The sequence below is a fragment of the Pseudomonas sp. HP_14 genome (assembly GCF_055283875.1).
Map to the genome: position 1 here is coordinate 106608 of NZ_JBTOQI010000008.1, position 19556 is coordinate 126163.

General features: G+C 56.6%; 19 protein-coding genes. 7 read left to right on the forward strand and 12 right to left on the reverse strand.

From position 1 onward, the window contains the following. The first annotated feature begins 92 nt into the window (after positions 1 to 92). The 4 genes from ACYASS_RS08040 to ACYASS_RS08055 all read left to right on the forward strand — a co-directional run bounded on the left by ACYASS_RS08040 (position 93) and on the right by ACYASS_RS08055 (position 2949). Complete coding sequence (locus ACYASS_RS08040; RefSeq protein ID WP_243248080.1) at positions 93 to 386, forward strand: DUF6388 family protein; 294 nt, start codon at positions 93 to 95, stop codon at positions 384 to 386. Positions 387 to 393: 7 nt separating this feature from the next. Beyond that, entirely contained in the window at positions 394 to 1056 is a 663-nt protein-coding gene (locus tag ACYASS_RS08045; protein WP_463585744.1) for a class I SAM-dependent methyltransferase, read from the forward strand. A gap of 110 nt (positions 1057 to 1166) precedes the next feature. Beyond that, positions 1167 to 1859 carry a crotonase/enoyl-CoA hydratase family protein gene (locus ACYASS_RS08050; RefSeq protein WP_243248082.1) on the forward strand — a complete coding sequence of 231 codons (693 nt, stop codon included), beginning with the start codon at positions 1167 to 1169 and terminating at the stop codon, positions 1857 to 1859. Between the two features lie 118 nt (positions 1860 to 1977). Further along, complete coding sequence (locus ACYASS_RS08055) at positions 1978 to 2949, forward strand: magnesium and cobalt transport protein CorA (RefSeq protein WP_243248083.1); 972 nt, start codon at positions 1978 to 1980, stop codon at positions 2947 to 2949. 127 nt (positions 2950 to 3076) lie between these two features. Here ACYASS_RS08055 and ACYASS_RS08060 read toward each other — a convergent pair whose 3' ends face one another. The 3 genes from ACYASS_RS08060 to ACYASS_RS08070 all read right to left on the reverse strand — a co-directional run bounded on the left by ACYASS_RS08060 (position 3077) and on the right by ACYASS_RS08070 (position 7306). Further along, positions 3077 to 3796, reverse strand: a complete 720-nt coding sequence (locus ACYASS_RS08060) for an amidotransferase (RefSeq protein WP_463585745.1) — start codon at positions 3794 to 3796, stop codon at positions 3077 to 3079. 117 nt (positions 3797 to 3913) lie between these two features. Beyond that, the gene (locus ACYASS_RS08065) at positions 3914 to 6070 is read right to left on the reverse strand and encodes a 3-hydroxyacyl-CoA dehydrogenase NAD-binding domain-containing protein (RefSeq protein ID WP_463585746.1); all 2157 of its coding nucleotides are present in this window, start codon (positions 6068 to 6070) and stop codon (positions 3914 to 3916) included. A 30-nt stretch (positions 6071 to 6100) separates the two neighbouring features. Further along, positions 6101 to 7306 (reverse strand): acetyl-CoA C-acetyltransferase, encoded by a 1206-nt coding sequence (locus tag ACYASS_RS08070; protein WP_463585747.1) that lies wholly within the window; start codon positions 7304 to 7306, stop codon positions 6101 to 6103. 632 nt (positions 7307 to 7938) lie between these two features. On the opposite strand from ACYASS_RS08070, the gene ACYASS_RS08075 reads away from it, so the two are divergent. Continuing rightward, positions 7939 to 8310, forward strand: coding sequence for a rhodanese-like domain-containing protein (locus tag ACYASS_RS08075; protein WP_463585748.1), 372 nt, complete (start codon positions 7939 to 7941; stop codon positions 8308 to 8310). A gap of 4 nt (positions 8311 to 8314) precedes the next feature. Beyond that, positions 8315 to 9136, forward strand: coding sequence for a cytochrome c (locus ACYASS_RS08080; protein ID WP_463585749.1), 822 nt, complete (start codon positions 8315 to 8317; stop codon positions 9134 to 9136). Between the two features lie 252 nt (positions 9137 to 9388). Here the strand turns inward: ACYASS_RS08080 and ACYASS_RS08085 are convergent, their stop codons facing one another. The 8 genes from ACYASS_RS08085 to ACYASS_RS08120 all read right to left on the reverse strand — a co-directional run bounded on the left by ACYASS_RS08085 (position 9389) and on the right by ACYASS_RS08120 (position 17910). Continuing rightward, positions 9389 to 10207, reverse strand: coding sequence for a transglutaminase family protein (locus ACYASS_RS08085; protein ID WP_463585750.1), 819 nt, complete (start codon positions 10205 to 10207; stop codon positions 9389 to 9391). Next, positions 10204 to 11163, reverse strand: coding sequence for an alpha-E domain-containing protein (locus ACYASS_RS08090; RefSeq protein WP_243248090.1), 960 nt, complete (start codon positions 11161 to 11163; stop codon positions 10204 to 10206). Before ACYASS_RS08090 ends, ACYASS_RS08085 begins: the two co-directional genes overlap by 4 nt. A 12-nt stretch (positions 11164 to 11175) precedes the next feature. After that, positions 11176 to 12585 (reverse strand): circularly permuted type 2 ATP-grasp protein, encoded by a 1410-nt coding sequence (locus ACYASS_RS08095; RefSeq protein WP_122663858.1) that lies wholly within the window; start codon positions 12583 to 12585, stop codon positions 11176 to 11178. 503 nt (positions 12586 to 13088) lie between these two features. Beyond that, on the reverse strand, positions 13089 to 13430 hold the full coding sequence (locus tag ACYASS_RS08100; RefSeq protein WP_243248092.1) for a ribonuclease E inhibitor RraB: 342 nt from the start codon (positions 13428 to 13430) through the stop codon (positions 13089 to 13091). A 245-nt stretch (positions 13431 to 13675) separates the two neighbouring features. After that, positions 13676 to 13912: a hypothetical protein gene (locus ACYASS_RS08105; RefSeq protein ID WP_122663860.1), complete on the reverse strand. Its 237-nt coding sequence runs from the start codon at positions 13910 to 13912 to the stop codon at positions 13676 to 13678. 252 nt (positions 13913 to 14164) lie between these two features. Further along, positions 14165 to 16252, reverse strand: coding sequence for an LTA synthase family protein (locus ACYASS_RS08110; protein ID WP_463585751.1), 2088 nt, complete (start codon positions 16250 to 16252; stop codon positions 14165 to 14167). 336 nt (positions 16253 to 16588) lie between these two features. Continuing rightward, entirely contained in the window at positions 16589 to 17449 is an 861-nt protein-coding gene (speE, locus tag ACYASS_RS08115; protein ID WP_463585752.1) for a polyamine aminopropyltransferase, read from the reverse strand. A gap of 269 nt (positions 17450 to 17718) precedes the next feature. Beyond that, positions 17719 to 17910, reverse strand: a complete 192-nt coding sequence (locus ACYASS_RS08120) for a PLDc N-terminal domain-containing protein (RefSeq protein WP_027898882.1) — start codon at positions 17908 to 17910, stop codon at positions 17719 to 17721. 151 nt (positions 17911 to 18061) lie between these two features. Between ACYASS_RS08120 and ACYASS_RS08125 the strand changes: the two genes are divergently transcribed. Beyond that, a complete protein-coding gene (locus ACYASS_RS08125) occupies positions 18062 to 18988 on the forward strand; it encodes a ZIP family metal transporter (protein WP_463585753.1) in 927 nt (308 codons plus the stop codon). A 4-nt stretch (positions 18989 to 18992) separates the two neighbouring features. On the opposite strand, the gene ACYASS_RS08130 is transcribed toward ACYASS_RS08125, so the two are convergent. Next, positions 18993 to 19514 (reverse strand): hypothetical protein, encoded by a 522-nt coding sequence (locus ACYASS_RS08130; RefSeq protein ID WP_463585754.1) that lies wholly within the window; start codon positions 19512 to 19514, stop codon positions 18993 to 18995. Positions 19515 to 19556 lie beyond the last annotated feature (42 nt).

Below are 19556 nucleotides of genomic sequence, written 5' to 3' on the forward strand. Positions count from 1 at the left end.
CCCCTCAATCAAGCACAATCGCGCTTCCTGTCGCTACGGCGCATTATCCGCCGGAGATGATCGATTTCGCTGCACACCTGCCGGAGAACCTAATGAATCTGCTCGAATGGAACGACGTCACTCAGGCCAAGTACCTGGAGACCAATCCGCTCCTGCGCGACGAAATCCAGAACCTCAGCGCCAAGGATCAGCAGGATCAGATCAAGTGGGCCTTTGAAGACGAGGCAGAGGCTCAGGGCATTGAGCCTTGGGAGCTGGCGGCGCAATTGATCGCTGAAACGCCAGAACAACTCAAGGAAATACGTCACAACACCCATCAGCAGGTGGCTGAAGCTCTGGGCATGGAATGGACTGAATACTGCGAGTTGAACGACATTCAGGAGTGAGGCACGCATGAGTACTTCGTCCGAAGCCGGAGCCGCCGTTTACTCTCCTCTCACGCTGAAACTGTATGACGCCTGGGTGCTGGGTATATCGAACCGTTTTGCCTGGCACTGCCCTACCCGACAAGTATTGCAGCCTTTCTTTGACCGACATGTAGGCGCGCGCCATCTTGATGTCGGTGTCGGCACCGGTTATTACCTGGCCAATGCCCACCTGCCGGATACCACCCATGTCACGTTACTGGACCTGAACCCCAGCAGCCTTCAGGCAGCCAAAGATCGGTTCGGCCGCCCTGACACGGATACCCTGCAGCACGATGTGTTCAAGCCGCTGGATGCCTCGCAGCATGGTCGCTACGACTCGATCTCTCTGTTCTATCTACTGCATTGCCTGCCAGGCAACATGGTCGACAAGGCTCAGGTGTTCAGCAGCCTTAAACCCTGCCTGAAGGAAAACGGCGTGTTGTTTGGCGCGACAATTCTCGGGGATGCTGCCGAGCACAATGGTTTTGGCCGCAAGCTGATGGACATCTACAACAAGAAAGGGATTTTCGGTAACCGCAGCGATAGCGTGGCTGGTCTACGCAGCGCTCTTGAACAGCACTTCGCTCAGGTGAGCATTGAAGTGGTGGGCAAGGTTGCGCTATTCAGCGGCCGTTCGCCTATTCAATGAGCGGCCACAGGCCCGTGGCGATCAGAACAAAACTGACTCGGTAGTCATTGCTTTACCTGCCCCTCCGGGGTGGGTAACGTCTGCTCACGTCAATAACAAGGAACATTGCCATGAGTGATTTGATCTCTTACCAACTGGAAGACGGTATCGCCACCCTGACCCTGAGCAATGGCAAGGTCAACGCCATTTCTCCTGCGGTAGTGGCCGCTTTCAACAGCGCGCTCGATCAGGCCGAAAAAGACCGCGCGGTGGTGATCATCACCGGCCAGCCCGGGATTCTTTCCGGTGGCTATGACCTGAAAGTCATGACATCCAGTGCTGAAGCGGCCATCGGCCTGGTCAAGGAGGGCTCGACACTGGCCCGTCGCATGCTCGCACACCCCTTTCCTATTGTGATCGCGTGCCCAGGTCATGCCGTTGCCAAGGGTGCCTTCCTGTTGCTGTCCGCGGATTATCGAATTGGCGTCGAAGGGCCGTTCAGCATCGGCCTGAATGAAGTGCAGATCGGCATGACCATGCACCACGTCGGCATCGAGCTGGCACGGGATCGCCTGCGCAAATCAGCCTTCCATCGCTCGGTCATCAACGGCGAAATGTTTGATCCTGCCGGTGCCGTAAACGCTGGATTTCTCGACAAACTGGTCAGCGTCGAAGAACTGCCTGAAGCTGCACGCACGGTGGCGCTGCAACTGAAAAAGATCAACATGAGCGCCCACAAGCACACCAAGCTGAAAGTGCGCAAAGCGTTGCTGGAAACGCTGGATGCAGCTATCGAAGCGGACCAGCATCACGCTCTGAGCTGAGATCAGGTCGCCCGTCAAGGCGGGCGCACTCAAGCCCGCGAACTCCGCAGGCTTTACCGACTCTTAATCGTTAGCCCGCTGCCCGGGCATACCCGCCATTCTCAGGATGCAAAAACAAATGGGTCGAGTCGTTGCCGCTGCGGTGTACAGCGCAGGCAAGAAAGTCTGCAATATCAGCCTCGAAGAAGGCGCAGCCTGGGCTGCAAAGCCCGGCCACTTTGTCTGGATCGGTCTGGAACAACCCAGCGCGACAGAACTGGCCAGCCTCAAGGAGCAATTCAATCTGCATGAACTGGCCCTTGAGGACGCTCTTGAGGTTCACAGCCGCCCCAAGCTGGAAACCTTTGGTGATGCGCTGTTCATCGTCACCTATGCACCCGTCAGGGAGAACGGAAGACTTGAGTTCATCGAGACTCACATTTTCGCTGGCAAGGGCTACATCATCACCTCGCGCAATGGCCACTCCAAGTCCTACGGGCTGGTGCGCCAACGTTGTGAAGCACGGCCATTGCTGCTTGAGCATGGCGAAGACTTCGTGCTCTACGCCTTGCTGGATTTCGTCACTGAAAACTATCAACCCGTCACCGAAGCCATCCATTGCGAGCTGGAAGAACTTGAGCACAGCGTACTCAACGGGGCACTGAAAGAGAGCGACATCCAGCGTATTCACAGCCTGCGCCGAGACCTGCTGCGACTGAGGCGTTACGTGGCCCCCATGGTGGAAGTCGGCGAAGAACTGCAGAAGCTCAACTTTCCTTTCATCGACAAGAACATGCGGCCCTATTTCCGCGACGTGGAAATTCACGTCAAGCGGCAGATGGAAGACCTGGGCAACCTGCGGGACATTGCCAGCCAGACAATTGAGATCGGCCTGTTGCTGGAGTCGTCACGGCAGAGCATCGTGCAGCGCAAGTTTGCCGCTTACGCAGCGATTCTGGCGGTGCCAACCGCAATTGCAGGTATCTACGGAATGAACTTCGAGAACATGCCCGAGCTGACATGGCACTACGGTTACTACGTGGTGCTTGGCACCATCGTGACCGTGTGTGGGGGATTGTTTGCCAGCTTCAAACGCTCGGGATGGCTTTGAGGATCCCGGACTTCATGTGGGACTTTAGCCGGGAAGAGGCCTGTACAGCCGCTACATCTGTACGATTAAAAACACCGCCTTCCCGGCTGAGCTGAAGCCGGCCCCACGAAGTGCTGTCAGGGATACCTTAAACCACAGCTTTATGCTGCACGAACCGCATCATCCACTCGGCCACGGTCAGACCATGATGGTCATGATCGAGGCTGGCGAGACCCGTCCGGTACACCGTTTCACCCAGGCACTCCTGGCGGATGTCCAACAACGTCCGTGAGTAATCGTGGATGAACTCCGGGTGCCCTTGAAAGCACAGCACTTGATCATTGATGTGATAAGCCGCGAACGGGCAGAACTCGCTGGAAGCAATCACTGTAGCGTTCTCCGGCAAGGCGGTGACCTGATCCTGATGACTGATCAGCAAGGTCAGCTTCTCCATGCCCGGTGTCATCCATGCAGTGGCAGGCGCCAGTGTGTAGTGATGAATACCCACGCCCCAGCCTTTGCTTGCACGCTCACTCTTGCCGCCCAGTAGCAATGCCAGCAACTGGTGTCCGAAGCAAATACCGAGCAGCTTGTCGCCACGCTGGTACAACTCGAGCAGATAGACTTTCAGGGTCTGAATCCACGGATCGGTACCGAAAGAGTCAGCTTTGCTACCGGTTACCAGGTACGCGTCAAAACGCTTGCCCTCGGGTGGATAGACGCCCTGCATCACGTTGTAGACCTCGAACTCGGCGGCAATGGGCTGGCGCGCGAAAAGCCGTTCGAACATCCGTCCGTATCCCTGGTATTGATCAACCAACTCGGGACGCAGGACGTCGGTTTCCAGAATGCAGATGCGTAGCGACATAGAAAGTACCTGAAGCGGTAAAGGCAATAGTGCACTGCTCAAGCCTGCCTTGAACGGGCATGCCAAGGCAAGAGTCCTTTCAGAGGTCTTTGCACGATTACCTGAACCGCCGCTGTATCAGCGTCGTTTATAAAACCGTTCCCCTTTGAGGGCCTTGTGTAATAACAGAGAAGGCGGTTCGAACCGCTCGCCATAGCGCTTGGCAAGGTACTCAGCGCGGGCGATGAACTCCGGCAGGCCGTACTGGTTGATGAACTGCAACGTCCCCCCTGTCCAACCGGCAAAGCCAATGCCAAATATCGACCCCACATTGGCGTCTGCCACGGATAACAAGACGCCTTCTTCCAGGCAGCGCACGGTTTCAATCGCCTGAATGAACAACAGTCGATCCTGCACATCCTGTGAAGCTAACCGCGGGCCGGTTTTTTCGAAGCGCGTTAACAGACCTGGCCAGAGATGCCTGGGCTGGTCTTGCGGGTAATCATAAAACCCTGCCCCAGCCGCTTTGCCAAGGCGCCTGTGCTCATTGACCATCAGCTCAAGTATCACCGTGGCCGGATGTTCCTTGACCACCTTGCCCTCGGCCTGGAGATCCTTGCGGGTCTGTTCGCGGATGTGAGCCATGAGACTCAACGACACCTCATCAGCAACAGCCAAAGGCCCTACCGGCATACCGGCCTTGCGCGCTTCGGTCTCGATCATGGGCGCTGGAACACCCTCGCCGAGCATGGCAATACCTTCATGGGTGAAGGTCGCGAACACCCTTGAAGTGAAGAAACCACGGCTGTCGTTCACGACAATGGGAATCTTCTTTATCTGTTGAACGAAATCGAAAGCCCTGGCAAGCGTCGCGTCACTGGTCTGCGCGCCCTTGATGATTTCAACCAGTTGCATCTTGTCTACCGGGCTGAAGAAATGCAGGCCGATGAAACGCTCAGGCTCGGTCACGGCGGTTGCAAGACCGGTGATCGGTAATGTCGAGGTGTTGGAGGCGATAACGGCATCCTTGAGCGCAAACTGCTCGGCCGCAGCGCTGACTCTGGCCTTGAGCGCACGGTCTTCAAACACCGCTTCGATGACCAGATCACAGCCCGCCAGCTCGGCATCGTGCTCGGCGCAGTGAATCCTCGCCAGAATAGCCTCGCTTTTTTCGGCGCTCATCCGGTCGTTGGCAAGCTGTTTCGCCAACAGGCGAGCGCAGTGCTCGCGGCCTTTTTGCGCAGCCGCAAGATTGATGTCTTTAAGCACCACGTCAATACCTGCACAGGCACTGACGTAAGCGATACCAGCGCCCATCATGCCTGCGCCCAGCACCCCGACTTTGCGGGTGACGACCACAGGCAGATTGTGCGGTCGGGATCCGCCTGCTTTGATTTCATTCAGCTGAAACCAGAAAGTGCCGATCATGTTCTTGGCAACCTGTCCGGTCACCAGTTCCGTGAAGTAGCGGGTCTCGATCAACTGGGCGGTGTCAAAGTCCACCTGCGCGCCCTCGACAGCAGCGCAGAGGATTTTTTCCGGAGCGGGAAAGCAACCTTGGGTTTTACTGCGCAGGATCGATGGTGCAATGGCTAACATCTGCGCAACCCTGGGATGTGAGGGGGTTCCGCCCGGTAGCTGATAGCCCGCTTTATCCCACGGTTGCAGTGCGTCGGGATTGGCGAGAATCCAGGCGCGCGCCTTACTCAGCAATTCATCGCGATCACGTGCGATGTCGTCCACCAGACCGGCCGCCAGCGCCTGCCGGGCGTTGAGTTTTTTGCCTTCGAGCAGATACGGCAACGCTTTTTCCAGCCCAAGCATGCGCACCGTGCGCACGATCCCGCCGCCGCCCGGCAGCAAGCCGAGCGTGACCTCCGGCAAGCCGACTTGAGCATGAGGCTCATCCAGCAGAATACGATGCTGACACGCCAGGCAGATCTCCCAGCCACCGCCCAGTGCGGTCCCGTTAATTGCCGCAACTACTGGCTTACCCAAGGTTTCCAGGCTACGAAGCTGAGCTTTGAGCGTCTGCACCATGTCGTGAAACCATTGCGCACGGTCTTTGCCAACCTGTACCAGTTCATCAAGGTCTGCGCCGGCAAAAAAAGTCTGCTTGGCCGAAGTGATGATGACCCCGGCCATGGAGTGCCTGTCTGCCTGCAGCCTGACAATTGTTGCTGCCATCGCGTCGCGATACACCGCGTTCATGGTATTCGCGCTTTGCCCTGGCATATCAATGGTCAGGACGACAATCTGGTCCTGACCTTTTTCATACTTAATGGCTTCAGTCATGAAAATGCTCTCTGCTATGCGGGAAAGGACTCAGTAGCGCTCGATGATGGTAGCGATGCCCATGCCGCCGCCCACACACAAGGTCGCCAGGCCGTAGCGCAACTGACGCTCTTCAAGTTCGTCGAGCAAAGTGCCGAGGATCATGCAGCCGGTGGCACCCAAAGGATGGCCCATGGCGATGGCGCCACCATTGACATTGACCTTGAGCGGATCGACGTCCAGGTCCTTGATGAACTTGAGCACGACCGAAGCAAAGGCTTCGTTGACCTCGAACAGGTCAATGTCCTGAACCGTCAGCCCGGCTTTGCTCAGCGCTTTGCGTGTGGCAGGTGCTGGCCCGGTGAGCATGATGGTGGGGTCGGTGCCGGTGACAGCGGTGGTGACGATTCGACCACGGGGCCGCAGTCCAAGCGCCCTGCCCTTGACGTCTGAGCCGATAAGCATCGCAGCCGCGCCATCGACAATGCCGGAGCTGTTGCCTGGGGTATGCACGTGCCGGATACGCTCCACATGGCTGTAGACCCGAAGCGCGGTGGCATCGAAGCCCATTTGCCCGATCATCTCAAAGCTCGGCTTAAGCTTGCCCAGACCTTCCAGTGTCGAGTCGGCACGAATGAATTCGTCGTGATCCAGCAGCAAACAGCCATTCTGGTCACGAACCGCAATCAGTGATTTGCGAAAGGCTCCTGACTGTCGCGCACGGGCTGCCTTGTGCTGTGAGTCGAGCGCAAAAGCATCAACATCTGAGCGGGAAAATCCCTCAAGCGTAGCGATCAAGTCAGCGCCGATGCCCTGAGGCGTGAAGTGACAGTGCATGTTGGTTTGCGGATCCAGTACCCAGGCACCACCGTCACTGCCCATGGCCACGCGAGACATCGACTCGACACCACCGACCACCACCAGCTCTTCGAAACCGGAGCGAATTTTCATGGCACCCAGATTCACCGCCTCAAGCCCGGACGCGCAAAAGCGATTGACCTGCACCCCCGCCACGCTGACATCCCAGTCGGCGACCATGGCAGCGGTCTTGGCGATATCCGCACCCTGATCACCTACTGGTGTGACGCACCCCAGAACAATGTCATCGACTTCGGCGGTGTCCAGGTCATTGCGCGTTTGCAGGGCTTTGAGAAGCCCGGCCAGCAGGTTCACCGGTTTGACGCTGTGTAACGCGCCGTCTGCCTTGCCCTTGCCACGCGGCGTGCGTACCGCATCGAAAATCAATGCTTCGCTCATGAAGTCCTCGATCACTTTATTGTTATGGGTGAGTCATTTGAAGACACATTAGCCGCAAGTGACAGGGATTCAATCGAGAGCACAAAGACCAGCGTAGGAAAATTCCGACACTGACGAACGGTTGCCGGGGCCTGAGGCACAGCGGACGTTGCTGGAAGCGTCTATTAAGGGAGCATCCGCCGGAACGCAGACTTTTATATAACCATTAATTCGCTACAGTGACACCTAAATACGAAATAGTTCTAAACAGCAGCGCTCGTGGACTCTAAGGTTAATTTTGTAGCAACAGTAGCGCGATAAGAAATACAGGTAGCGCTTGGTTTGTCGGCGGCTTCGCCGAACCGGTTGCTCAATGAATCACCTTTGCCAGCTGCCCGGACATTCATTAAGAATTCGGCGAGCTTTTGTCGCTCAGGAATAACAAAAAAGGCGGACAGCCATGTTCAAGCATTCCAAAGTACGTCAGGCCGGACTCATTGTCTTCGCCACCACCCTGTTGTTGATCTTGCCAAACCTGAGTCGCCTGTTTGGATGAGGCCCTCGTGGCAATCAGGTTTTGATCATGTCAGCGCCCTACCGGACGACGCGCATCTGTGCCAATCTTTCCTCTCAAGGGAAAGGAGGCAGTCACGATGAATAAAGGGTTGGCGCTGATATTGGTGGCTTTTTGCGGCAGTGCCGCAGCAGGCGAAGTCGAACAGGCAGTGGCGGTAGCAGCGCTGAAAGAAGGGAAACTGGCCGTCGATGTGCGTAGCCAGACTGATTACGACGCAGGGACAGTGCTCAATGCCGTGCGCGTTGAAGAACAGCGCCTGGTCAATCAGATGAAGCAGGTGCTCAACGACCGCAACGTCGTGTTCGTCGTGTTCAGCAGCAGTAACGAAAAAGCCAGCAAGGCTCAGGACAAGCTGAACAAAGCCGGGTACTACAGCGTTATCAACGGTGGTAACTACGAAGAGCTGCACAACGCCCTTTACGATATCAGCGACGATCCTGGGGAGTGATGATTTGCGTTTTATCCTTTCCCTGGCCGTGCTGATTCTGACACTAGCCCCTCAATGCTCCCTGCAAGCCGCACAGCTGAAGATTGAACGAGAAGATCAAGTCAACATCTGGCAGACCAGTCAGTTGCTCTCGCACCCGCAGATTCAGACCATCAAGATTGATGAGGACGTCGCCTACAAGCGTGCGATGAGCTATCGCGCCATACCGCTCGCGGCGTTGCTTGAAGGGGTCACGCCGCAGGATCACCTGCAGGCTGTTGCAACCGACGGCTTTGCGGCGGAGATACCAGCAGCGCCGGTCATGCAGCCCAAAGGCTCAAAAGCCTGGCTGGCCATTGAAGACCCAACTCATCCATGGCCGCCCCTCAGCAACGGTACGCAGAGCGCCGGCCCGTTTTATCTGGTGTGGACGGATCCTCAGGCCGATGGCATTGGCCGCGAAGAATGGCCGTATGCAATGAGTATCCTGCGCGTACTGGCGTCCGTCAGCGAACGCTTTCCCGCGTTACTGCCCGACCCTAAGCTGGCGGCTGACAATCCGGTGAACAAGGGTTTCGCGTTGTTCCAGAAAAATTGTCTGGCCTGCCATCGTTTGAATGCGGCCGGGGACTCACAATTGGGCCCCGACCTGAACCTGCCTCACAGCCCCACGGAGTATTTCAGCGAAGGATACCTGCGCCAATACATTCGCGACCCGCAGAGCCTTCGTGAATGGCCGCAAGGCAAGATGCCCTCCATTCCAAAAGAAGTGCTGTCGGATACCGAACTGGATCAGGTCATTGCCTATCTGGAGCACATGGCGGCACGGCGCAAAGCGAAAGAATAACGATAAGCGCAGCGCGGGTCTGGAAGCATCGCGAACGAGTTCGCTCCTACCTGTTCAGCGCGGTGTCAGGCAGGAGGTAACTTGTTGCCGAGAGGGCTTTATACGGTGGTTCAGGCATGACGCCTCGCGAACAAGTTCGCTCCTACCTGTTCAGCGCGGTGTCAGGTAGGAGGTAACTTGTTGCCGAGAGGGCTTGATGCGGTCGTTCAGGAATGGCGCCTCGGCATCAATGGCTGATGGCGCCCCCGGCAATCACTGATGCTGCGCCTGCATCATGACTTTGGGTGCGCCCGCCATTGGCGATACCAGCACCTTCGCATGCATCTGCTCACAGCCGCCACCGCGCCGCATGCCACGAACCGGGCAAGCGTCCAGATAATCGAGGCCGACCGCGAGTTTCAAGTGGCGCTCCGGAATGGCCAGTTGGTTGGTGACGTCGAAGCTGTACCAGGCATCATCGATCCATGCCTCAGCCCAGGCATGGCTGGCCAGATGCTCGCTGTCTTCGCTGTACAGATAACCCGAGACATAACGTGACGGAATCCCCAGGCTGCGAGCGCAGGCCAGGAATGCGTGGCTATGGTCCTGACAAACGCCCGACCTTGCGGCAAACGCCTGCGCAGCGCTCGTGTCCACCTCGGTGGAGCCCGGCGTATAGGTGATGTGCTGATTCAATGCATGCATCAGATCAATCAGCGCCGTGCGGTCTTTGCGGGTTTTGCATTGCTGACTGGCAAAAGCGCGAATCGCTTCGTCCGGCTCGGTCAGGCGTGTAAAACGCAGAAATGGCAAAGGCGACTGGCTTTCATGTTCAGCCTCACGCTTCTCATCGATTTCAACCTGACCGCGTGCACCAATGATTATCGCTTCGTGCGGCTCATCCATGCTCAACACATGCAGGATATTACCGAACGGATCGATCTGCGCACGCACCGGACGTGGCAGCGTCAGTTGCCAACTGAGCACCTGCTGGCGCTCGCTGTCGTGGGGCGTAAGGCGTAGATACTGGATGCTCGCGCGGACCTGATCCTCATAGTGATAGGTGGTCTCGTGGCTAATTGAGAGTCTCATGCAGCCTCCAGGTAAGAAGTGTGGATTGCGTTACCCAATTGGGCCAGCAAAGGAATGAATTCGTTCAACCACTTGTGCAGTCCCTCATCCAGGATTTCGTCGATCCCGGTATAACGCAGACGTGCATCCAGCTCCGCGGCCAATCGTTGCGCCGGGCGGCCGTTGGCGCCAGGCAGGCTGGCGAGGATCTGGTCCAGCTCTTCCAGACAGGCACTCAGTGAACGAGGAACATCAGGGCGCAGCAACAGCAACTCTGCGACCTGCCTTGCACCTGGTGCATCGCGATACAACTCGGTATACGCCTCAAAAGACGACAGCGCCCGCAGCAAAGCGCTCCACTGGTAATAACCGTGAGCCGAACTGTCGGCCACTGCATTGGTGTCATTGCCACGAAGTTCGAGCATTTCGTAGCGGGCATCGAGCATGCGCATGGTGTTGTCCGCACGCTCGATGAAGGTCCCGAGACGAATAAAACGGAACGCGTCATGGCGCATGATCGTGCCGTAAGTCGCACCGCGAAACAGGTGTGAGCGCTCTTTAACCCACTCGCAAAACCGGCTCATGCCATAACGGGTCAAGCCTTGTTCGGCGATACCGCGAATTTCCAGCCATGTGGCATTGATGTTTTCCCACATGTCCGCAGTAATTCGCCCGCGCACCGCGTGAGCACTCGCCCGCGCAGCGCCCAGGCAACTGTAGATACTGGCCGGGTTGCTCGCATCCAGTGCGAAGAAATGCAGCAGCCGTTCAGCATGCAACTCGCCATGACGCTCCAGATAGTGATCCAGAGTGCCGGTGATCAGCAGCGGCATGGCCAACTCATCAAGGCCGTCACCACGTCCGTCCTGAGGCATCAAAGACAGCGAATAACTGACGTCCAGCATCCGGGCGAGGTTTTCCGCGCGCTCCAGATAACGCGACATCCAATATAAATCCGAGGCAGTTCTACTTAGCATTGGCAGGCATCCTTAATCCTCGACCACCCAGGTGTCTTTTGTTCCGCCACCTTGAGACGAGTTCACCACCAGCGAGCCTTCACGCAGCGCGACTCGGGTGAGCCCGCCGGGTACGACGCGGGTTTCACGACCAGAAAGGACAAACGGGCGCAAATCGATGTGGCGAGGTGCAATGCCGTTCTCGACAAACGTCGGACAGGTCGACAGGCACAACGTCGGTTGCGCGATGTAAGCGTGCGGCTTGGCTTTGATACGGGCGCGGAACGACTCGATTTCCGCAGCAGTCGCGGCAGGCCCGACCAACATGCCATAGCCACCCGATCCCTGGGTTTCCTTGACGACCAGTTCCGGGAGGTTGGCCAGCACATGAGACAAGTCAGCAGGTTTACGGCACTGCCAGGTCGGCACGTTCTGCAGAATTGGTTCTTCATCCAGATAGAAACGGATCATGTCCGTGACATAGGGATAAACCGACTTGTCGTCCGCGACACCCGTACCGATGGCGTTTGCCAACACCACATTGCCCGAGCGATAAGCAGACAGCAGGCCTGGCACACCCAGCATCGAATCAGGGTTGAACGCCAATGGGTCGAGGAATGCGTCGTCTAGACGACGGTAGATAACATCGACTGCCTTAGGCCCGTCGGTGGTGCGCATGAACACACGATCGTCGCGAACGAACAGATCTGCCCCTTCAACCAGCTCCACGCCCATTTCCCGGGCAAGAAACGCATGCTCGAAAAACGCACTGTTGAAGCGACCTGGAGTGAGTACCACCACACTCGGATTGTCCAGCGGGCTGGAACTCTTCAGCGTGTCGAGTAGCAGATTCGGATAATGATCAATCGGTGCGATACGCTGCGCTGCAAACAGCTCGGGGAACAGACGCATCATCATCTTGCGGTCTTCGAGCATGTAACTCACGCCGCTCGGAGTGCGCAGGTTGTCTTCCAGCACGTAATAGGTGCCGTCGCCGTCACGAACCAGATCCACGCCGGAAATGTGCGAATAAAGATCGCGGTGTAGATTCAGCCCCTGCATCGCCAACTGATATTGCTCGTTGGCCAGCACTTGCTCGGCAGGAATGACCCCGGCCTTGATAATGCGCTGTTCGTGATAGAGGTCAGCGAGGAACATGTTCAGTGCTTTGACGCGCTGAATACAGCCCTTTTCAACAACCCGCCACTCACTGGCCGGAATGCTGCGCGGAATCGTGTCGAAAGGAATCAGGCGCTCGGTGCCTTGCTCGTCACCATAGAGCGTGAAAGTGATCCCGGCGCGATGAAACAATAAGTCGGCCTCACGCCTGCGCTGAGCCAGAAGCTCAGGGGGCGTTTCACCCAACCAGCGGGCAAATTCCCGATAATGCGGGCGGACCAGACCGCCAGCATCGTACATCTCATCATAAAAGGTGCGGATCATGCCGTACTCCTTGTCACCACGGACACCAAGGGCCTTCGCAAGGCCCGTGCCATCGGCATAAACGCTTAAATATCAATTGGTTACATAAAATCAGAAAGCCACCCGCACCATTCCTGTGCAATAAGCTCCCCAACCAATTCTCCTACGCTTCATTCGGAAGCGTATTTCAACTGCAAAAGCTATGAACAGCATAGCCAGAGTTGATTTCACGAGACGATATTGTTTCCCGATAATCAACGACATCCGAAACACAGCGTATTTGTATGCCCCGTTTCAAGTCGTTGTCGAAAAACACGGCAGCGCTACCAGCACCGACTTCTCACCGAACTTCCCTTTGAGCCACTCTCTGAGTGGCTCTTTTTTTGCCTGTCGCCCACCTACTCAGCCCACCGGCAGAAACAACTCATACTCAGTCTTGCGTTTAGAGCCTGCAAACTAAAACCGGCCAACTCCCGGGCACACGCCCCGAAATCGGCCGGTCATTCAAGCTGTCACGGTAAAACTCATGCGTGTAAGCGCCTGATCTCCTGCCTGACTCCCCAACCCTCAACCTCACCGTCAAGCGGCGTGATTGCGGTCTGGAAGTCCTGTTCGAAATCACCGATGCCGTCGTAGGTCGCGTGCATCACCTTGCTCAATTGCAAATGCCAGGCACCGTCGTCTCGAACGTTGATTTGAGTATTCAGCGATTCACCACGGTATTGATCCGCGGCCTGCCTTGCCCGTTCCTCATCCGGGAAAACGGCGTAGAACTCAATGGGATGTATACGTGCAAAATCAAAACCGCTTTCTTTCATGCGGCGCAGTACGTTACTGCTGATGTCCTCTTGATAGGCTGTGCTCATGAAACGTCCTCCTATTCAACGATAGATAGAGTTTCAACATTCCCGAATGACGCGCCCTTGCAGGTCGTCCACGGCAGATACTCTGCCGCCCCAGGATCAAGCATGTAGCTGACAAGGCCGTATCCAATTGCGGACCGGCATCGACATGGAGAAAACGGGAGAAGCGTTTCACCCGTCTCACTTGCAGAGTAACCCCATCATCGGCCTTCTGCCAATTCCCGATCAGGGCATTTTTTTCCGCGTGATCAGGAAGCCTCCTTGATGGAGAGGATCTGCACGGAGTTCTGGTCTTTCAACGACTTGGCCGTAGGCTCGGCTGTCCGGCCTTCCAGGTCATTCATGTCCAGCTCATCAGCCACCGGAAACAATATAGGTCGCAAACGACGAGCAACCTCCTCGTCACTGGGACGATGCTCGGACTCCATAGCATGGCTTTGCTGCACACCGTCTTTGTCGAGATACGAAATGGTCCACTGTTTCATCAAGGTCTCCTCGGCAGCCGACAATGCGGCTTACGTGATCTTGACCTTTTGACGCGGGCATTCGTTCACAGGATTTGTGATCACGGCAGTGCGTCGGAATAACGGGGACGTATGGTCTTGTCGGCGAAAAAGGTGGCGCAGTGGTTCAGGTATGACGCCTCGCAAAAGCTCGCACCAGAGGATAGACCGGACGTACTCCAGGCAACAAAAAGCCCCTGCGCGAGGGGCTTTTTGCATTACATCACCACGGGATCAGTTCTTGCTGGCTTCGACCCCGGCAGTGTTATCCAGCAGACTCTTGGTCGCCGTTTGCAGGAAGCTGTCGAGCTTCTCGCGCAACGCCTGGGTGTCCGGTGCATCTGGAATCACTTCGGCGTGAGGTGTACGGCCAAGGGTGTAGGAAAGCACCTTCGGATCCATCTCCTTGGGTTCGATCAGGATCCGGTCACCGGTGATCAGAGCAACCGTCTGCTCACTGCCCGAGGGCTTGATAACGCCGAAGCCCTTGTCGCCAGCAGGCAGGTTAAGCAGGTCACGCCCCCAGCACTGGTGACGGGTTTCGCCGCCAAGACGGCCCATGATCGTCGGCACGATGTCGATCTGCGTACCGACAATGCTGCTGCGCTGACCGAACTTCTCCTGCATGCCTGGTGCGATAAGCAGGAGCGGCACGTTGAAGCGACCCAGGTCCATTTCAGTGATTTGCTGATTGTTGCCGAAACCATGGTCGCCCACGACCACGAACAACGTTTCCTTGTAATACGGCTCTTTCTTGGCCTTCTCGAAGAACTGCCCCAGCGCCCAGTCGGAGTAACGCATGGCCGTCAGGTGCTCATCCAGTGAGCCGTGCCCGGTAACAGGCTCCATTGGCAATTTTGGCGGCAGCGCGTAAGGCGTGTGGTTGGACAGGGTTTGCAGCAAGGCATAGAACGGCTTGCCATTTGCACCCCGGGCTTTCAACTCTTGAGCGCCACGATCAAACATGTCCTGATCGGAAACGCCCCACGTCGGATCGGAGAACACCGGATCAACGTAGTCGCCACGACCAATGAACGTGGTCATACCCTGATTGCTGAAGAAACCCGACTGGTTGTCCCAGGCGAAGTTACCGTTGTAGACATACACATCGTCATACTTACGCGCGCTGAGCAGCTGCGGCAGGCCCGACAACTTGTGCGCGCCCTCAGGGGTTTGCATCAGGTACTCGAAGCCCGGCAGGTTCGGGAAGCACGCCATGGTCGCAAACATACCCTGATGGGTGTGCGTACCGTTGGAGAAGAAGCGGTCGAACAACAGGCCTTCTTTCGACAGCTTGTCGAAGTAAGGGGTGATATTCGCCTCGTCCCCCAGAGCGCCCACCGAGTGACCGGCAAAGCTTTCCATGAGGATGACGACGACGTTCTTGATCGGCAGAGTATTTTCCACCGGCGGCGTGAAATCACGGCGGATGGCAGCCAGATCAGGCTCTACCAGCTTGTCATTGGCGGTCAGCAGCATGTCCCGCACGGTTTGCTGAGCCGCGGGCTGTGGCAAGGTCGCCTTCCAGATATTGTCGCGATCTTCGGACATCCGGCTTTTGGCCGCCGCGATCAACGTCAATGTGCCGTTCAGGCCCAGCGTGTTGGCGAAGTTGGATTCGGTGGTGTAAGCATCACCCCAACGCAGTGGCGGCCCCTGACGCAGCGTACCCCGTGCGGCAACCACGGCAATCAGCAAGCAGACCACAAACACGCCGATACGGGCATACCAGGGCGCAACATTGCGATTGCTGGAATTACTGACACTGAACTCACGACGCGGACGAGTCGCCCGGTCAACGCCTTTGAACACCAGGCTCAACAGCCAGGTGACCACGGCCCATGCCAACAGGTAGCGAACCACCGGAAAGCCGTACCACAACATGCTTAGAACGGTCTTGGGGTCTTCTTTCACGTACTGGAACACCAGGCCATTCAGGCGCTGGTGGAATTCGCGGTAGAAGTCCATTTCCATCAGGCCGAAAAACAGCGTGATGCTGGCGACCACGGTCAACCAGAAACGGAAGAACCCTCGCGCAGCCATGGCGCGGACGCTGAACAGCGAGAGCAACAGCGGAATCATCAGGTAAACCGTCAGACGCAAGTCAAAACGCATACCGTTGAACAGCGCTTCAACAAAGGTCGAGGCCGGTGTATCACCGATCATCTCGCGGTTGTAAACCAGCAAGGCAACGCGCAAGAGCGTGTACATCACCATCAACACCAAAGCGCTGAGCAGCGTGTACGCAAGGTGGGATTTGACGGTAGGTTGCAGCGAGCGCGACGACGCGTGCTTATGAATCATAGCGTCCGGTTTAGCCATGTTGTTCTAGGATCCGTTGGATTCAGAGTAGGGTTCGAAAAGCGTGCGCTCGGCAATGAACTGGCATTGGCGAACGAAGGGCGCAAATCTTACGTGATCGCCCGCGGTTTAGCAGCGATGCATGACAGATGTTTTACCTTCGACAGTAAGAAGCCGGATGAAAAAGACCCGACCACAGCGACACCCATTGCAAGCGACTGAAAATCGCGCGCAATTCTCTATGACAAGGCGTGAAAATTTCGTAGTGGCTAATGAGCGGCAAACGCCGCCGATTGAGTGTTAGGCAGACATAGCCTGACCATGGACAGATTATGTCTGCGTAACCTTGTAGGGGTATCAGTCGTTGCTTGGCTTGTTTACCGCTTGCAGCACGTACTGAGGCAATGCAAACGCCCCGATATGGATTTCAGGGTTGTAATAACGAGTAACAATACCGCTACCTGCGAAACGCTGACGCAAGGTTTCCAGTGGCAGCTTGCGGTACGCCGGATCAGTCGCGCCCCAGGCAAACGTCATTGCGCCGCCGATATAAGTAGGGATCGCCGCCTGATAGAAATGCCAGTCCGCGAACAGCCCACGCATGCGCCCTGCAGTGGTTTGCACACCGCTGAGCTGCATGAACGGGGTGCCGTTCTGCGTGACCAGAATGCCGCCTTCGTTCAGGCAGCGATGACAGGCCTGATAGAAGTTTTCCGAGAACAACACCTCTCCAGGACCGATCGGATCGGTGGAGTCGGAAATGATCACGTCGAATTTCTCTTCGGTGGTCGCGACGAAACGCATGCCATCGTCGATCACCAGATTCAGACGTGGATCATCGAAGGCACCTTTGGAGTGTTCTGGCAGGAACTCCTTGCACATTTCGACCACGGTGCCGTCAATTTCCACCATGGTGATGTGCTCGACCGTGCCATGTTTGGCCACTTCACGCAGCATGCCGCCGTCACCGCCACCGATGATCAGCACGCGACGCGCCTTGCCATGCGCCAGGATCGGCACATGAGTCAGCATCTCGTGGTAGATGAACTCGTCGGCTTCAGTGGTCTGAATCACACCATCCAGCGCCATCACCCGGCCCATGCGCGGGTTCTGGAAAATCACCAGATGCTGGTGCTCGGTGCGCACTTCGTGAAGCATTTTTTCAATGCGAAAACGCTGGCCGTAACCCTCGTACAACGTTTCTTGATAATCGCTCATGGGTAGGTCCCTGATGAATGCTGAAAACAGGACGGCCAGCCGCCCATAAGAAAGGCGCGCATTCTACGTTGGGAAAGATGACAGGTCGAACCTTGGGTGCTGTAACCACTGAAAACCTTGGGCTTCTGTTAAAAAATCCCTGAGTTTGAAGATGCGCTTTATGTAGGAGCTGCCGAAGGCTGCGAAGCATTTAACCTGATACGCCGCTATCGCAGCCTTCGGCAGCTCCTACAGTTCACTCGTTTTTTACAGCGCGATGCCAGCAGATATCAAATCCGCACATTACCCCGTGGGCCAGCGAGTGCCCAGATGATCAGCCCCAGCACAGGCATCAACACGATCAGCAATATCCAGAGGACTTTGATCCCGGTTTCGGCGCCACTTTTCAATACGTGGATGACGGCCCAGATATCGAGGGCCAATATGATCAGCCCTACCAGACTATTAAACGTCGAACCCATGATGTCACTCCAGATTGAATAATTGCCCCTTTAGGATAGTGGCATTCCTACAGGGTTCCGTTGAACCAACGGCATATTTTTGCGTTCCGAATCGAGTCACGTCCGCTTTTACGCATTGACGTTCAGATTTTTCCAGACAGGTCAGCCAGTCATGCAAACACCCGCACAACCAAGATCGCTCTGGGCCTCGTGGCTGGCCCAGGCTCAGTCCACTCCCCTGCTCAGCCTGGGGTTTCTGCTGGTGATACTGGTCGTACTCGGGCTGTTTATTGCCAGCGGCTACAACGCTGTTTATGGCGCCAATCAGGACAACCTGCATTACGCGCTTCTGGGCGGCACTGCCGGTTTCGCCGCGACAGCACTCGGCGCAGTCATGGCGGTGGCGCTAAGAGATGTTGCCCAGCGGACTCAAGACGTCATGCTGGGCTTCGCCGCCGGCATGATGCTTGCGGCCAGCTCGTTTTCACTGATCCTGCCGGGGCTCGCTGCAGCTCGTGAGATCACCGATAGCGGACCACTCGCTGCGGGCACCGTGGTCGTCGGTTTGGGGCTGGGCGTGCTGCTGATGCTCGGTCTAGACAAATTCACGCCCCATGAGCACGAAAGCGTCGGCCGTCAGGGGCCGCATTCAGAGCGCATCAACCGGGTCTGGCTGTTCGTGCTGGCGATCACCTTGCACAACCTGCCTGAAGGCATGGCCATTGGTGTCGGTTTCGCCAATGGCGATATGGAAGTCGGCATCCCGCTGGCCACCGCCATTGCGATTCAGGACATTCCTGAAGGGCTGGCGATCGCACTTGCGCTGCGCGTTACCGGCTTGTCTGCCATGAAAGCGATGCTGGTCGCGATAGGCTCCGGCTTGATGGAGCCTATCGGATCGCTGATTGGTCTGGGGATCTCCAGCGGCTTCGCCATCGCTTACCCCGTCAGCCTGGGTCTGGCTGCGGGCGCGATGATCTTTGTGGTGTCCCACGAAGTCATTCCGGAAACCCACCGCAATGGCCATCAGACTTCAGCAACGCTGGGGCTGATGGGCGGCTTTGCGGTGATGATGTTCCTCGACACGGCGCTGGGCTAGGCGTTTAAAGGCTGCGCAGCGCCTCCAGTGCTGGCGCTGCCTGGATGTTCAGCGCGGCACACAGCTCTAGCACTCGTGCCTGATCGCTGCCATAGACCAACACTGCCTGCAGTTCATCGTCCAACGGCTGGCTGAAATTCATCAGCACATAGCCGCCGTTTTCCTTGTTCATGCTGCCCAACTGGATCTGAATGCGGTTGAGCGCTACCAGAGCATCAATCTTTGCCAGTTGTTTGGGCTTGATGTTGAACGCGACATCTTTGCCAAATGAATCGACGATCTGCGCGAACAGGTCCATGTAAGTGTCAGCCTGGAACAGAACAGTATCGGGGAGGCTCCCCACCACGACCCATTCGCCCAACGGAATAGGGAACGTGTCGTCGTAGTTGATATCGGGATTGGCCGTCAGAAATGCCGACGGATCCGCGTACGCCTGGGCAGCCTCATCCGCAACACGTTCGATATCCTGCTCCCCCATGCAACCCGAACTGATTTTGCCGATTAATTCGATGAGTTGATTCTTCATGGGAGGTCCTGATGTCGAGCAAAAATAAAGGCGCGAAGGATA

What these genes read in the sequence shown, in the direction of transcription:
- ACYASS_RS08040 (WP_243248080.1), top strand. Translation starts at nt 93, where the DNA reads ATGAATCTGCTCGAATGGAACGACGTCACTCAGGCCAAGTACCTGGAG.
- ACYASS_RS08075 (WP_463585748.1), top strand. Translation starts at nt 7,939, where the DNA reads ATGAATAAAGGGTTGGCGCTGATATTGGTGGCTTTTTGCGGCAGTGCC.
- ACYASS_RS08120 (WP_027898882.1), bottom strand. Translation starts at nt 17,910, where the DNA reads ATGGGTTCGACGTTTAATAGTCTGGTAGGGCTGATCATATTGGCCCTC.
- ACYASS_RS08050 (WP_243248082.1), top strand. Translation starts at nt 1,167, where the DNA reads ATGAGTGATTTGATCTCTTACCAACTGGAAGACGGTATCGCCACCCTG.
- ACYASS_RS08105 (WP_122663860.1), bottom strand. Translation starts at nt 13,912, where the DNA reads ATGAAACAGTGGACCATTTCGTATCTCGACAAAGACGGTGTGCAGCAA.
- ACYASS_RS08130 (WP_463585754.1), bottom strand. Translation starts at nt 19,514, where the DNA reads ATGAAGAATCAACTCATCGAATTAATCGGCAAAATCAGTTCGGGTTGC.
- ACYASS_RS08085 (WP_463585750.1), bottom strand. Translation starts at nt 10,207, where the DNA reads ATGAGACTCTCAATTAGCCACGAGACCACCTATCACTATGAGGATCAG.
- ACYASS_RS08045 (WP_463585744.1), top strand. Translation starts at nt 394, where the DNA reads ATGAGTACTTCGTCCGAAGCCGGAGCCGCCGTTTACTCTCCTCTCACG.
- ACYASS_RS08070 (WP_463585747.1), bottom strand. Translation starts at nt 7,306, where the DNA reads ATGAGCGAAGCATTGATTTTCGATGCGGTACGCACGCCGCGTGGCAAG.
- ACYASS_RS08060 (WP_463585745.1), bottom strand. Translation starts at nt 3,796, where the DNA reads ATGTCGCTACGCATCTGCATTCTGGAAACCGACGTCCTGCGTCCCGAG.
- ACYASS_RS08065 (WP_463585746.1), bottom strand. Translation starts at nt 6,070, where the DNA reads ATGACTGAAGCCATTAAGTATGAAAAAGGTCAGGACCAGATTGTCGTC.
- ACYASS_RS08095 (WP_122663858.1), bottom strand. Translation starts at nt 12,585, where the DNA reads ATGATCCGCACCTTTTATGATGAGATGTACGATGCTGGCGGTCTGGTC.
- ACYASS_RS08100 (WP_243248092.1), bottom strand. Translation starts at nt 13,430, where the DNA reads ATGAGCACAGCCTATCAAGAGGACATCAGCAGTAACGTACTGCGCCGC.
- ACYASS_RS08090 (WP_243248090.1), bottom strand. Translation starts at nt 11,163, where the DNA reads ATGCTAAGTAGAACTGCCTCGGATTTATATTGGATGTCGCGTTATCTG.
- ACYASS_RS08055 (WP_243248083.1), top strand. Translation starts at nt 1,978, where the DNA reads ATGGGTCGAGTCGTTGCCGCTGCGGTGTACAGCGCAGGCAAGAAAGTC.
- ACYASS_RS08110 (WP_463585751.1), bottom strand. Translation starts at nt 16,252, where the DNA reads ATGGCTAAACCGGACGCTATGATTCATAAGCACGCGTCGTCGCGCTCG.
- ACYASS_RS08125 (WP_463585753.1), top strand. Translation starts at nt 18,062, where the DNA reads ATGCAAACACCCGCACAACCAAGATCGCTCTGGGCCTCGTGGCTGGCC.
- speE (WP_463585752.1), bottom strand. Translation starts at nt 17,449, where the DNA reads ATGAGCGATTATCAAGAAACGTTGTACGAGGGTTACGGCCAGCGTTTT.